Source organism: Xanthomonas sp. NCPPB 3569 (assembly GCF_041475645.2).
Classification (GTDB): domain Bacteria; phylum Pseudomonadota; class Gammaproteobacteria; order Xanthomonadales; family Xanthomonadaceae; genus Xanthomonas; species Xanthomonas phaseoli.
In genome coordinates this window covers 2359123-2372547 of the sequence record NZ_CM192969.1, presented here as the reverse complement: position 1 = coordinate 2372547, position 13425 = coordinate 2359123, and the positions used below count along the sequence as shown (strand labels likewise).

Here is a 13425-nt window from a genome sequence, read left to right as displayed (position 1 = left end):
GCGGATTGCCGCAGCCATCGTGACTGCCGTTGCAAGCTGGCAACACCGCGCCGTGTACGTGCCATCGTGCTGCAGCACCTGCGCAGGGTCGCAGTGACGACAGGTGTTGCGACCACGTGGCATCGTGCTTGCCGACGCCGCTGCAGCCGCGACGTGCGCCTGTCATCGTGGGTCGGGCGACCAGAGAGCGGCGCCTCGGCAAGCCGGCCGACGCGCGGTGAGACGACGTTTGTCTTGGCTGCTTTCGCTCACACCAGGGTGGAGCGACGCTTCTCGTCGATCCACTTCGATGCCTGCGCGGGCGTGTAGTGCTGCATCCATTCGAGCATCTGCTCGATATCTGCGCCGTACCACAGGTCGGTACGTTGATCCGGATGCAGGAAGCGCTCTTCCACCATGCGATCGATCATGCCGATCAGCGGCGCGTAGAAATTTGCGATATCCAGGAAGGCGCAGGGCTTGTTGCCGATGCCGAGCTGCCGCCAGGTCAGCATCTCGAAGATCTCTTCCATGGTGCCGAAGCCGCCGGGCAGGGCGACGAAGCCATCGGACAACTCGAACATGCGCATCTTGCGCTCGTGCATCGAGCCGACGATCTCCAGTTCGGTCAGGCCGCGGTGGGCCACTTCCCAGTCCGCCAGTTGCTTGGGGATCACGCCTGTGACCTGGCCGCCGGCAGCGAGGACGGCGTTGGCCACCGTGCCCATCAGACCGACGTTGCCGCCGCCGTAGACCAGTCGCAGGCCTTGCTCGGCAATGCGCGTGCCCAGGGCAGTGGCGCGTTCGGCATAGGCCGGTTTGTTACCGGCATTGGAGCCGCAATAGACGCAGATGCTTTTCATGGGATTCGGAATTGGGGATTGGGGATTCGTAAAAACGGGCGCCCGATGCGTCGATGCCATCTAGAGGCCCGCCGAAATGAACGTTGCGGATTGTTTTGACCGTGCCTGAAAAACATAACGCCGGGTTTTTAGCCCGGCGTCATGTGCTTGCCGGGAGAGGATCAGGAGAGGGAGTCGTTTACGAATCCCCACGCCCGAATCCCGAATCCCGGTCTTAGTTTGCCTTGTGGATCGCGCGCTTGCTGACCGCCATGGCGGCGTCGTGGATCGCTTCGGACAGCGTCGGATGGGCGTGGCAGATACGCGCCAGGTCGTCGGCCGAGCCGTTGAATTCCATCGTCAGCACACCTTCGTGCACCAGCTCGGACACGCCCACGCCCACCAGGTGCATACCCAGCACGCGGTCGGTTTCGGCATCGGCGATCACCTTGACGAAGCCGGCCGGCTCGCCCATGGCCACCGCGCGACCGATCGCCGCGAACGGAAAGCTGCCGGCCTTGTAGGCAACGCCTTCGGCCTTCAACTGCTGCTCGGTCTTGCCGACCCAGGCAATTTCCGGCTCGGTGTAGATGACCCACGGAATGGTGTCGAAGTTAACGTGGCCGGGCAGGCCGGCGATCAGTTCGGCCACCGCGATGCCTTCCTCGAAGCCCTTGTGCGCCAGCATCGGGCCGCGCACGCAGTCGCCGATCGCCCACACGCCATCGACGCCGGTGTGGCAATGGCCATCGACCTCGATCTGGCCGCGGTCGGTGACCTTGACCCCGGTGCCCTCGGCCAGCAGGTTCTTGGTCGCGGCCTTGCGGCCCACGGCCACCAGCAGCTTGTCCACGGTCAGGGTCTGCTCGCCGGTCGCGTCGGTGTAGCTCAGCACCACCTGCTTGGCGTCGCCGCTGCCGGTGATCTCGGTCTTGCTGACCTTGGCGCCCAGCTTGATGTCCAGGCCCTGCTTCTTGAATTCCTTCAGTGCGGTCTTGGCCACTTCGGCATCGGCCAGCGCCAGGAAGTCCGGCAGCGCTTCGAGGATGGTGACCTCGGCGCCCAGGCGCTTCCACACGCTGCCCAGCTCCAGGCCGATCACGCCGGCACCGATGACGGCCAGACGCTTGGGCACGGCGGTGAAGTCCAGGCCGCCGACGTTGTCGACGATGGTGTCGCCGTCGAACTTGGCGAACGGCAGTTCGATCGACTCCGAACCGGCCGCCAGGATCACGTTGGTGCCCTTGAGCTCGATCTCGCCGCCTTCGTGCTGGCTCACCTTGACGATGCTGCCCGGCTGCAGCTGGCCGAAACCGTAGTACGGGGTGATCTTGTTGGCCTTGAACAGCATCGCGATGCCGCCGGTGAACTGCTTCACGATCTTGTCCTTGCGGCCGATCATGGTGGGCACGTCCATCTTGGCGTCGTTGAAGCTGATGCCGTGGTCGCCGAACAGGTGACCCATGTTCCAGAACTGGCGCGAGGAATCCAGCAGCGCCTTGGACGGGATGCAGCCCACGCGCAGGCAGGTACCGCCCAGGGCGGGCTTGCCGTCCTTGCCCAGTGCTGCGTCGATGCAGGCGACCTTCATGCCCAGCTGGGCCGCGCGGATGGCGGCGTGATAACCGGCCGGACCAGCACCGATGACGACGACGTCGTAGTTTTCAGCCATTTCTAGAGTCCTTTGCCTTTCCCTTCTCCTGCGGGAGAAGGTGGCGCGTAGCGCCGGATGAGGGTGCGCTGTGGTCGCTTTCCGGGTATTCCCGATATGAAGCAAACCACTGCGAAATGGAGTTAGTGAACAGCCGATAGTTCGCCCCTGTGGCTCGCGGCGGCTCATTCTTCATTGCTGAGTCGGACGCAGTTGCCTGGCGCCCCCAACCCCTCTCCCGATGGGAGAGGGGCTTTGAGGCTTACAGGCCGAACAGCATGCGGCCCGGGTTTTCCAGCTGGTTCTTGATGTCGACCAGGAACTGCACCGAATCCTTGCCGTCGATGATGCGGTGGTCGTAGGACAGCGCCAGGTACATCATCGGGGCGATCACGACCTGGCCGTTCTCGGCGATCGGACGCTCCTTGATCGCATGCATGCCCAGGATGGCGCTCTGCGGCGGGTTGATGATCGGCGTCGACAGCAGCGAGCCGAAGGTGCCGCCATTGGTGATGGTGAAGGTGCCGCCCTGCAGGTCGTCCAGGCCCAGCTTGCCGGCGCGCGCCTTGGCGGCGTAGTCGGCGATGCCCTGCTCGACGTCGGCAAACGACTGGCGCTCGACATTACGCAGCACCGGCGTGACCAGGCCCTTGTCGGTCGATACCGCGATCGAGATGTCGCTGTAGCCGTGATAGATGATGTCGTCGCCGTCGATCGAGGCATTGACCAGAGGGAAGCGCTGCAGCGCGTTTGCGGCGGCCTTGACGAAGAAGCTCATGAAGCCGAGCTTGATGCCGTGCGCCTTCTGGAACTCGTCCTGCAGCTCCTTGCGTGCGGCCGACACCTTGGCCAGGTTGACCTCGTTGAAGGTGGTCAGCATCGCGGTGGAGTTCTTGGACTCCATCAGGCGCTTGGCAATGGTCTTGCGCACGCGGGTCATCGGCACGCGCTCTTCCGGGCGGGCACCCGAGGCCTTGCCGACGCCGCCGGCCTTGGCGAAGTTGACGATGTCTTCCTTGGTCACCGCGCCACGACGGCCGGTGCCTTCGACCTGCGACGGATCCACGCCCTGGGTGATTGCGGAGAAGCGCGCACCTGGCGGCAGCGCATCGGCAGCGGACTTGGACGCAGCCGCAGGCGCGGCGGCGGCAGCCGGTGCCGGAGCGGCTGCTGGCGCAGCAGCGGCAGGCGCCGGTGCAGCGGCCTTCTTCTCTTCAGCCGGTGGAGCGGCAGCCACGGCGCCTTCTTCGATGATCGCCAGGATCTGGTTGCCGGTGACCGTGCTGCCGGTGTCGAACTTGATTTCCTTCAGTACGCCGTCGACCGGCGAAGGAACTTCCAACACGACCTTGTCGGTTTCCAGGTCGACCAGATTCTCGTCGCGCTTGACCGCTTCGCCGGCCTTCTTGTGCCAGCTGGCGATGGTGGCGTCGGAAACGGATTCGGGCAGTACCGGAACTTTGACTTCGGTGGCCATTCGGGGAGCGTCCTAGGGTTTTCGTTCTTTGGGGAAGAGGAGTTATTCAGCGACTTGGTCGTTGAACGGGTTGAGCAGCGCATCGGCAACCAGCTTCTGCTGCTCGATGATGTGGTCGGCCATGTGGCCGGCGGCAGGCGAGGGCGAACGGGCACGGCCGGCGTAATGCAGGCTCTGGCCGCTGGCCAGGCAGAAGTTGAGGTGGTGGCGGATCTGGTACCACGCACCCTGGTTCTGCGGCTCTTCCTGGCACCACACCACGTCGGTGGCGTTGGCATAGGCCTTGAGCTCGGCGGCCAGCTGCGCACGCGGGAACGGATACAGCTGCTCCACACGCAGGATGGCGACATCGTCCTGGCCGCGCTTGGTCTGGTCTTCGAGCAGGTCGTAATAGACCTTGCCCGAGCACAGCACCACGCGCTTGACCTTGGCCGCGTCGGCCTTGGCGTCCGGGATCAGGTGCTGGAACTGCCCGTCGGCCAGCTCTTCCAGGCTCGACACTGCCAGCTTGTGGCGCAGCAGCGACTTGGGCGTCATCACCACCAGCGGCTTGCGGGTGGTCATGCGCATCTGGCGGCGGATCATGTGGAAGCACTGCGCCGGCGTGGTTGGCACGCAGACCAGCATGTTCTCCAGCGCGCACAGCTGCAGGAAACGCTCCAGACGTGCGGAGCTGTGCTCCGGGCCCTGGCCTTCGTAGCCATGCGGCAGGAACAGCGACAGGCCTGCGATGCGGCCCCACTTGGCTTCGCCGGCGGCGATGAACTGGTCGATCACCACCTGCGCGCCGTTGGCGAAGTCGCCGAACTGCGCTTCCCAGATGCACAGCGCATTCGGGTCAGTAGTGGAGTAGCCGTATTCGAAGCCCATCACCGCTTCTTCACTCAGCAGCGAGTCGATGACGGTGGCGTCTTCCGGGTTCTGCACCAGCTGGCGCAGCGGCAGGTAGTAATCGTCGGTCTTCTGGTCATGCAGGATCGCGTGACGGTGGAAGAACGTGCCGCGGCCGGCGTCCTGGCCGACCAGACGCAGCTTGTGACCTTCGGCCAGCAAGGTGGCGTAGGCCAGGTTTTCGGCAAAGCCCCAGTCGCCAAGCTGGTCGCCTGCCGCCATCTTGACGCGATCTTCGTAGATCTTCGCCACGCGGGCGTGCAGTTCGACGCCTTCGGGGATGGTGGTGATCAGCTTGGCCAGACGGTCCAGCTGCTCGCGCTTGACGCGCGTGTCTACCGGATCGGCAGCGGTGCCGACCAGGTACTTGGACCAATCGATGGCAAATTCGTCCGGCTTGCGCTTGGCCAGTTCGGTGGTGTACTCGCCCGAATCGAGCTTGTTGCGGTAGCCGTCCACCAGGGCCTTGGCCTCGTCGGCGCTCAGCACGCCTTCGCTTTCCAGCTTGGCGGCATACAGCTCGCGGGTGGTCTTGTGCTTGCGGATGGTCTGGTACATCACCGGTTGGGTCGCTGCCGGTTCGTCGGCCTCGTTATGGCCCCAACGGCGGTAGCAGACCAGGTCGATGACCACGTCCTTCTTGAACTGCTGGCGGAATTCGTAGGCCAGCTTGGACACGAACATCACCGCGTCCGGATCGTCGCCGTTCACGTGGAAGACCGGCGCGCCGATCATCTTGGCCACGTCCGTGCAGTACAACGTGGAGCGGGCGTCGTCGCGGGTGCTGGTGGTGAAGCCGATCTGGTTGTTGACCACGATGTGCACGGTGCCGCCGACCGCGAAACCGCGTGCCTGCGACATCTGGAACAGTTCCATCACCACGCCCTGGCCGGCGAATGCGGCGTCGCCATGGATCAGAATCGGCAGGACGGCCTTGCGCTCGGCATCGCCGAAACGCTCCTGGCGCGAACGCACGCTGCCGACCACGACCGGGTCGACGATTTCCAGGTGTGAGGGGTTGAACGCCAGTGCCAGGTGCACCTGCTTGTCGGTGCCGACTGCGATATCAGCCGAGAAACCCATGTGGTACTTGACGTCGCCGGTGTGCGCGCGGTCGTCATGGGCGTGCTCGAACTTGCCTTCGAATTCGTCGAACAGCTTGCGCGGGTTCTTGCCCAGCGTATTGACCAGCACGTTGAGGCGGCCGCGGTGGGCCATGCCGATCACGATGTCCTTGACCTGATCGTTGCCGGACTGGCGAATGATCTCGTCCATCATCGGGATCAGCGAATCGCCGCCTTCCAGCGAGAAGCGTTTCTGGCCAACGTACTTGGTGTGCAGGTAGCGCTCCAGGCCTTCGGCAGCGGTGAGCCGCTCCAGGGTGCGCTTGCGGCTGGCCGCATCGCCGGCAATCTTGCCGCCGGCGTCTTCCAGGCGCTTGTAAATCCACTGGCGCTGGTCGAACTCCTGGATGTGCATGAACTCGGCGCCGATGCTGCTGGCGTAAGTCGCCTTCAGGCGCGTCAGCAGATCCTTGAGCTTCATCCGCGGCTGGCCACCGATGCCGCCGGTGCTGAATTCGCTGTCCAGATCTGCCTGGGACAGGCTGTGGAACGGCAGGTCCAGGTCGGGCGGGTTGACCGGCGGGACCAGGCCCAGCGGGTCGAGCTGTGCGCCGAGGTGGCCACGGGCGCGGTAGGCAGTGATCAGACGACCAACATTGCGCTCGCGCTCGTCGCTGGCGCCTGCGCCGGTACCGGCGTTGGCAGCCTGCTTGGAGGCTGTGAGGATGTGGGCGATGGCCGCCGAATGCGGTACGTCACCGGCACCGCGACCTTCGAAACCATCGAAGTAGCTCTTCCACTTCGGATCGACACTGTCCGGGGCGACGAGGTACTGCTCGTACAGATCCTCGATATAGGCGGCGTTGCCGCCGGCGAGCTGCGATGACTGCGCGAACTGCTTTAGGAGATTATCCACGATGGTAAGTCGGGTCTGCTGTGGGGATGATTGTGCGGAAGCGGCAGGGCGAGATGCCCCGTCGGTCGGTCTCAAATCTCGAAAAATTATACCCCCTTGCGCTAGTGAGGGGGCGTCTGCAAGCTGACCGGCGGGGTAGACCAATTGCGCGCGCGCCTACGTGCGAGGGGCGCTGTGGGGTCAGATGCCGAGCGCGCGCGGCCCGTTCCAGAGCGCGCTGCGCTCCCATATCTGCGCGAATTCGCGCTCCAACTGGCGGCTGCGCGCTGCACCCGACAGCCAGGTTTCGCCATCATCGAAGCGATGACCCGTTGGACGAAAGTAGTAGGCGTCGTCGCCGACAACATAGGCCGATGCAAAACTTGCATCGACCGGGTCGCTGACCGCGCGGAACCGGAACACGCTGGGCAGGCGCTGTGCCAGGCGCAGCATCGCGCTGCTGCTGGCCGCGGCGCTGGCGGTGTCTTGCACCAGGACATGCACGCGCTTGTCGTGGCGGGCGGTGGCGAAACGGCGTAGCGCATCGAGCACCGCGGGGTTGTCGAACAGGAGCGGGTCCAGGGCGCGGGTGTAGATCAGCACCTGGCGGCGCGCGGCGCACAGCAGCCCGGTAGTGGCGGCCAAGGCTGCGGTGAAGGTGTCGACTGCCATCGGGCCGTCGAGGCGACGGTGCACGACGGTGCCGGGTGCATCTTGGGGCTGGCCGATGCGCTCGGCTGAAAAGAGGGGGGCAGCGTCGGGCAGGAAGCCCAGGCGTGCGAAGACCGCTTCCGCTGTGGGGGTGGGGCATGCGCGCAGGCTGGGCCAGCCGTGCCGCCGTGCCGCGTCGACCGCGGCAGCGAGCAGTTGGTCCGCCACGCCACGGCGGCGCCAGCCGGGCAGCACGCCGAGTCGGTCGAGACGGCGGTCGGCAGTGAGCCGCACCGAGGCGATCAGTTGGCCGTCGTCGGTGCGCGCTGCCAGATGCAGGCTGAGCGGGTCCAGTGCATCCCACTCGGCACCGTCGGTGTCGCCAGCGGTGTAGGTGGCACAGGCCAGCCGCAGCGCACGCAGTGCCGCGGCGTCGGCGGCCGGGTCCAGCGTGACGATCTGCGGTCTGGCGTGCGCGCTCATGCAGGCTTGGTAGCGTCGTGGCTGTTGTCGGAATCGGGCTCGTCGGCGATCGCGCTGTCGAGGTCCTCCGCGGCGTCGGCGTCATCGCCAGGTTCAACATCGGCCTCCAGCGCCTCTGCCGGGGTGTCGGCAGCGTCGGCAACCTGTTCGACATCGGCGTCGGTATCGATGTCTTGGTCCGTCTCCGGCGCATCATCCTCGACGTCTTCATCGTCGTGGTCGGCCGACACGCTCAGGGCATGCGCGTGGTCGTCGTCTGAAATGTCGTCCTCGGCATCTTCGTGGGCGCGCTGGTAGTGCCCCTGTGCCAGCAGCTCCAGCACCACCTCGCGGCCACGCGGCGACAACTGCGCGTACAACGTGCCGTCGATCTCTTCGACTGCAGCCAGCCGGGACGCATCCTTGGCCGACAGCGCAAACTCCAGGCCGCTGCAGAACAGCGTGGCGCCACGCTTGGCGCGCCGCCAGGCCAACCGCGACCACGGGTGGCGGTGCAGCAGCACGCCTTCTTCCAGCGCCTGCTCGACCGCTTCGCGCGGGATCGGCTCGGGCGCCGGCACCACGTCGCCGGAGGCGCGATAGGTGGTCATGAAACGGCCGAACCAGTCGCCCAGACGGTCGGGGTCGTTCATGCGCAGCGCGTTGAGCGCAGCGACCACGCGGTTCATCGCGGTGACGTCGATCTCGTAGGGGTCGGCCGGCAGCTTGAGGTCTTCGTCGTGATAGCGCACGGCCTCGTCCGCATCGGCGATCAAGGTGTCCAGATAATCGCCGATCAGCTCGGCCGAGGAGGGGGCGCGGGTGCCGATGGAGAAGGTCAGGCAGGCGTCTTCGGCCACACCGTGGTGCGGGATCAGCGGCGGCAGGTAGAGCATGTCGCCCGGGCCCAGCACCCAATCGTGGGTGGGCTTGAATTCGCGCAGCAGCTTGAGCTCGACATCGTCGCGGAACGCCAGCGGCGTGGCCTTGCGGCCCTGGACGGTGCGTGCGTCGATCTGCCAGCGGCGGTGGCCCTGGCCCTGCAGCAGGAACACGTCGTAATGGTCCACATGCGCGCCCACCGAGCCGCCAGTGGCGGCGAAGCTGATCATGATGTCGTCGATGCGCCAGCGCGGCAGGAAGCGGAAGTGCTCCAGCAGGGCACGTACGTCGGCGTCCCATTTGTCCACGTCCTGCACCAGCAGGGTCCAGTCATGGTCGGGCAGGCCCGGGAAATCGGCTTCCTGGAACGGGCCGGTGCGCACGTCCCAGCGGTCGGTGGCTCGGTCGTGGCTGATCAGGCGCGCCAGCACGCCGTCTTCGCAGGCCAGCCCAGCCAGGTCTTCCGGCTGCAGCGGCGAGGCGAACTCCGCGAACGCGTTGCGGATCAACAGCGGGTGCTTGTGCCAGTAATTGCGCAGGAAGCGCTCGACCGGCATACCCAGCGGCTGTCCCGGACGGGCCTGGACTTCGATGGCAAGTGGGGTCGCTTTACGTACGGCCATGTGGGGTCCTTACACGATGTAGAAGAGAGTGCGGTGCGCGGCATCGGCCGGCGCCAATGGCCTATTGTCGACTGCCCGAGCCGGATGTGCACCTGTGCGGGGTGCATCTCACGCGTTGCCGGCGGCTGCCTTGGCACTGGTCAGGGTGTCCGACGGCACATGAGTTGGAAGTCCCTGACTGGAACACTGCGGCATCGCAGCCGTGGGGTGCTGCTCCCCTAGTCGGGAAATCGGGTGCGTGAATCGGCGGACGCTGATGTTGCTGTTGTTGACGGCGACGCTGGGGGTGCACGGCGCTGCGCAGGCCACCGATGACAAGGGTTGGTTCGGCCTGGGTTTTGAAGTGGAGGGCGAGGGGTTTTCATTCAATCCCACGCTGACCTCGGCCACGATCGATTCGGTGAAGCCGGTCTCGCCCGCAGCGACTGCCGGGCTGCAGGTCGGCGATGCGATCGTATCCGCGCAAGGCATCACGGTGGCCGGAAGCGGGGCCGACGTGCCCAAGCAGGCCGCCAACCGCAAGATCGGGCAGACCCTGCGTTTGGTCATCGTGCGTGGTGCGGCCGAGCCGCGCGAGGTGGCGCTGGTGGCCGCGCGGTGGCCGTGACGAGGTTCTACATCCGCATTGTCCCAAGCGGTATTGCTTGAGGGCATTGTCCAACGACGCGGCCGTGCAGCAACGCGCTGGTGCGCACGCCCACCTCTGCGGGTGTCGCACCAGCACGCATCACATCACTTTGTTACCGCTGCCACGGTCGTCCAGTGCGGGTTTGCTGGATGGGTTGACGGTGTTGTCGTTGCCCGAAAACCGTACCTGTTTGACGGCGCGCGCCAGCACCAGATTCTTGTTGCCCTGGATATCCACGGTGTCGACATCGGTCAGATTGAGCGTGTTGTCGTGACCGCTCACGCTGAGCTGACCGAGTTGCTCGTTGAGCACCGTGAAGTTGCTTCCCTCCAGCCGAATGCTGCGTGCGGTGTCCAGATTCATCGCGCCACGCGAGGCGGTGATGGTGACCGTGCCGCACTCGCCGTGCAGGATCCATTCGCTGTCATTGCGGGTCAGTCGGACGTCTTTGCCGGCACAGTCTGCGCCGCTGGCCGGATCGGTCAGGGGAGTGGAAACCCCCGACAGCGCCTGCGCAGCGGGGCCCTCGCCGCCGCATCCGTTCAGTGCAAGGACGCTTGCCAGCGTCAACAGTGACAGTGCCGTGTGAGTGACGCGCATCGCCGATCTCCTGAAGGTGAGGCCGGCACGATAGCAGTGCGGTTGGGTCATCCATGTGCAGGCGCTGGCCGGGCGTCCAATACGCCAACGACGTGCAATCCGTCCGGTGCGAGGTGTCTTGGACTCGTTATCACTGGGCCTGATCGGGCTGCATCGGCATGTGGTCATGTCGATGCAGGCTCGCCGATGCAGCTTCGCCGATGAGGTCGATGACGTGACCCGCTGCGCAGGCTCCCTCCGCGCGTGCGGTTCGGTCAGCTCAGATCGCGCGCGCCAACTGCTCGGCCAGGCCGGTGTAGGCGCCCGGGGTGAGCGCGCGCAGGCGCTGCTTGTCGTCTTCGGGCAGTTGCAGGCTTTCCACGAAGGCCTGCATCGAGGCGGCGGTAATGCCCTGGCCGCGGGTCAGCGCCTTGAGTTGTTCGTACGGATTGGGCAGGCCGTGGCGGCGCATGACCGTCTGCACGGCTTCGGCCAGCACTTCCCAGGCCGCATCCAGGTCGGCATCCAGGCGCTCGGGGTTGACGGTGAGCTTGCCCAGGCCCTTGGCCAGCGAATCCAGCGCGACCTGGGTGTGGCCGAACGCGGTGCCGAGTGCGCGCAGCACGGTGGAATCGGTGAGGTCGCGCTGCCAGCGGCTGATCGGCAACTTGGCGGAAAAGTGTTCGAACAGCGCGTTGGCGATGCCGAAATTGCCCTCGGCATTTTCGAAGTCGATGGGGTTGACCTTGTGCGGCATGGTCGAGGAGCCGACTTCGCCCTCTTTGAGCTTCTGCTTGAAGTAGCCCAGCGAGATATAGCCCCAGATGTCGCGCGCCAGGTCGATCAGGATGGTGTTGGCGCGGCGGCTGGCATCGCCGATTTCGGCCACATTGTCGTGCGGTTCGATCTGGGTGGTGTAGGGGTTGAACACCAGGCCCAGGCTTTCCACGAAACGCTGTGCGAACGCCGCCCAGTCCAGGTCCGGGTACGACACCAGGTGCGCGTTGTAGTTGCCGACCGCGCCGTTGATCTTGCCGGTCAGTTCGACTGCGGCGATCTGCTTGCGCTGGCGCTCCAGGCGCGCGACCACGTTGGCGATTTCCTTGCCCAGCGTGGTGGGCGAGGCGGTCTGGCCATGGGTACGCGAGAGCATCGGCTGGGCCGCCTGCGCATGCGCCAGGCTGCGCAGCGAGGCGACGATGCCGTCCAGGCTAGGCAGCAGCACCTCGCGGCGGGCCTGCTCTAGCATCAGGCCGTAGCTGAGGTTGTTGATGTCTTCGCTGGTGCAGGCAAAGTGCACGAATTCCAGTGCCGGCCCGAGCTCGGCGTCGTCGGTGAGCTGCTCCTTGATGAAGTACTCCACCGCCTTGACGTCATGGTTGGTGGTGCGCTCGATCTCCTTGACGCGGGCGGCATGGGTGACGCTGAAGCCATCGGCCAGCGCACGCAGGCGCTGCGCGGCGCTTTCCGAGAACGGCGCCAGTTCGGCGATGCCCGGCTCGCTGGCCAGTGCCAGCAGCCATTCGATTTCGACCTTGACCCGGGCCTTGATCAGGCCGTATTCGGAGAAGATCGGGCGCAGCGCATCCACCTTGGAGGCGTAGCGGCCGTCGAGCGGGGACAGGGCGAGCAGGGCGGAATCCGACATGGGCAAGGGAGGCAGCGGTGACGGTGGGGCCAGCATTCTACGCCGCCAGGGCCGCGGGCAGGTCCGCAGCGCTGCAAAACCGGTCCTCCAACCCCGCGCCGACGTGGGCTGAATGGCGGGCTATCCGCGCGGCAGAGAAGCCCCGACATGGCGCGAGCTGCACTTTATGGTAGAGCTCCCCGCGCTGTTCCGGCCTGCCATGCGCCCGATCTTCGCTCGCCTCGCCTTCGCGATCTTGTCCGCCGCGCTGCCCGCCGCCGCGCAGGATGCCGACTTCGCCGCGCAGGCGGCGGCGCTGTATCGCACCCCGCCCGCGATCGCCGGCTGCCGCGCCGGCGAGCTGCAGCCGGCGCAGCGACAACGCGTGCTGGCGCTGATCAACGACATCCGTCGGCTGCACGGTCTGGAGGCGGTCGACGACGACCCGGCGGCCGAGACCGAAGCCACCCAGGCGGCCTTGGTCATTGCCGCCAACGGCCGCCTCAGCCATACGCCGACGCCTCACTGGCGCTGTTATTCCGACACCGCAGCCAGGGGCGCGCGCCGCAGCCTGATCTATGGCGGGGTCAGCTCGCCGCTGCTGCGTTTTTCCAGCGCCGAACAGATCGTGATCGAGTGGCTGACCGACGCCAACAACGTCAGCGCCGGTGGATTGGGGCACCGGCGCTGGCTGCTGGATCCGTTTCTGCAACGCGTCGCCTTCGGCATGGTGGCCGGTCGCGACGGCGCTGCGGTCAGTAGCGGTGCTGCGCTGCGCTTGGTTCCCGCCGTCGGCGTCGCTGCGCGCACGCGTGAGGATTTCATCGCCTGGCCGATCGGCGAGTACCCGCGCCGCTACTACGTCGACGATGCGCTGTTGTCGTTCACCGCCTTGCCGGACCGCAAGCGCAAGTTCGCCAATCGCGATGTCGACTACGCCGATGCGCATGTGCAGATCCGCGAGCGCGATGGACGCCAACTGCAGGTGCGCAACCTGAGCGACGACCACGAAGGTTTCGGGGTGCCCAACAGCCTGCAGTTCCGGGTGCCGCGCCTGCAGCCGGGTGTGATCTACGACGTGACCATTCGCGGGGTGCGGTTCGGCGGGCAGTCGCGCGATTACCGTTACTGGTTTCGCATCGGCCAATCGCCTGGCGCGTCCGCCGAATGACTC

General features: G+C 65.9%; 10 protein-coding genes. 2 read left to right on the top strand and 8 right to left on the bottom strand.

All coding sequences use genetic code 11. The features are described from left to right. Nucleotides 1–248: 248 nt before the first annotated feature. From ACCQ03_RS10295 to ACCQ03_RS10270, 6 genes are all read right to left on the bottom strand, one after another. The gene (locus ACCQ03_RS10295) at nt 249–842 is read right to left on the bottom strand and encodes an LOG family protein (RefSeq protein WP_209226500.1); all 594 of its coding nucleotides are present in this window, start codon (nt 840–842) and stop codon (nt 249–251) included. A gap of 214 nt (nt 843–1056) precedes the next feature. Then, the gene (gene lpdA / locus ACCQ03_RS10290) at nt 1057–2493 is read right to left on the bottom strand and encodes a dihydrolipoyl dehydrogenase (protein ID WP_209226497.1); all 1437 of its coding nucleotides are present in this window, start codon (nt 2491–2493) and stop codon (nt 1057–1059) included. A gap of 241 nt (nt 2494–2734) precedes the next feature. Continuing rightward, on the bottom strand, nt 2735–3949 hold the full coding sequence (sucB, locus tag ACCQ03_RS10285; RefSeq protein WP_057678265.1) for a dihydrolipoyllysine-residue succinyltransferase: 1215 nt from the start codon (nt 3947–3949) through the stop codon (nt 2735–2737). A 42-nt stretch (nt 3950–3991) separates the two neighbouring features. After that, a complete protein-coding gene (locus ACCQ03_RS10280) occupies nt 3992–6820 on the bottom strand; it encodes a 2-oxoglutarate dehydrogenase E1 component (RefSeq protein ID WP_057678264.1) in 2829 nt (942 codons plus the stop codon). A 180-nt stretch (nt 6821–7000) separates the two neighbouring features. Next, nucleotides 7001–7933, bottom strand: a complete 933-nt coding sequence (locus ACCQ03_RS10275; protein WP_209226494.1) for a GNAT family N-acetyltransferase — start codon at nt 7931–7933, stop codon at nt 7001–7003. Next, nucleotides 7930–9417, bottom strand: coding sequence for a ribosomal protein uL16 3-hydroxylase (locus tag ACCQ03_RS10270; protein ID WP_209226492.1), 1488 nt, complete (start codon nt 9415–9417; stop codon nt 7930–7932). Before ACCQ03_RS10270 ends, ACCQ03_RS10275 begins: the two co-directional genes overlap by 4 nt. A gap of 343 nt (nt 9418–9760) precedes the next feature. Here ACCQ03_RS10270 and ACCQ03_RS10265 point away from each other — a divergent pair, with 343 nt between their 5' ends. Beyond that, nucleotides 9761–10024: a PDZ domain-containing protein gene (locus ACCQ03_RS10265; protein ID WP_057678272.1), complete on the top strand. Its 264-nt coding sequence runs from the start codon at nt 9761–9763 to the stop codon at nt 10022–10024. A gap of 120 nt (nt 10025–10144) precedes the next feature. Here ACCQ03_RS10265 and ACCQ03_RS10260 read toward each other — a convergent pair whose 3' ends face one another. After that, nucleotides 10145–10645, bottom strand: coding sequence for a DUF3060 domain-containing protein (locus ACCQ03_RS10260; RefSeq protein WP_057678261.1), 501 nt, complete (start codon nt 10643–10645; stop codon nt 10145–10147). A gap of 259 nt (nt 10646–10904) precedes the next feature. Continuing rightward, the gene (gene purB, locus ACCQ03_RS10255; RefSeq protein WP_041019230.1) at nt 10905–12272 is read right to left on the bottom strand and encodes an adenylosuccinate lyase; all 1368 of its coding nucleotides are present in this window, start codon (nt 12270–12272) and stop codon (nt 10905–10907) included. A gap of 166 nt (nt 12273–12438) precedes the next feature. Between purB and ACCQ03_RS10250 the strand changes: the two genes are divergently transcribed. Further along, nucleotides 12439–13422: a CAP domain-containing protein gene (locus ACCQ03_RS10250; RefSeq protein WP_150145778.1), complete on the top strand. Its 984-nt coding sequence runs from the start codon at nt 12439–12441 to the stop codon at nt 13420–13422. Nucleotides 13423–13425: the final 3 nt, after the last annotated feature.

What these genes read in the sequence shown, in the direction of transcription:
- ACCQ03_RS10295 (WP_209226500.1), bottom strand. Translation starts at nt 842, where the DNA reads ATGAAAAGCATCTGCGTCTATTGCGGCTCCAATGCCGGTAACAAACCG.
- lpdA (WP_209226497.1), bottom strand. Translation starts at nt 2,493, where the DNA reads ATGGCTGAAAACTACGACGTCGTCGTCATCGGTGCTGGTCCGGCCGGT.
- sucB (WP_057678265.1), bottom strand. Translation starts at nt 3,949, where the DNA reads ATGGCCACCGAAGTCAAAGTTCCGGTACTGCCCGAATCCGTTTCCGAC.
- ACCQ03_RS10275 (WP_209226494.1), bottom strand. Translation starts at nt 7,933, where the DNA reads ATGAGCGCGCACGCCAGACCGCAGATCGTCACGCTGGACCCGGCCGCC.
- ACCQ03_RS10270 (WP_209226492.1), bottom strand. Translation starts at nt 9,417, where the DNA reads ATGGCCGTACGTAAAGCGACCCCACTTGCCATCGAAGTCCAGGCCCGT.
- ACCQ03_RS10260 (WP_057678261.1), bottom strand. Translation starts at nt 10,645, where the DNA reads ATGCGCGTCACTCACACGGCACTGTCACTGTTGACGCTGGCAAGCGTC.
- purB (WP_041019230.1), bottom strand. Translation starts at nt 12,272, where the DNA reads ATGTCGGATTCCGCCCTGCTCGCCCTGTCCCCGCTCGACGGCCGCTAC.
- ACCQ03_RS10250 (WP_150145778.1), top strand. Translation starts at nt 12,439, where the DNA reads ATGGTAGAGCTCCCCGCGCTGTTCCGGCCTGCCATGCGCCCGATCTTC.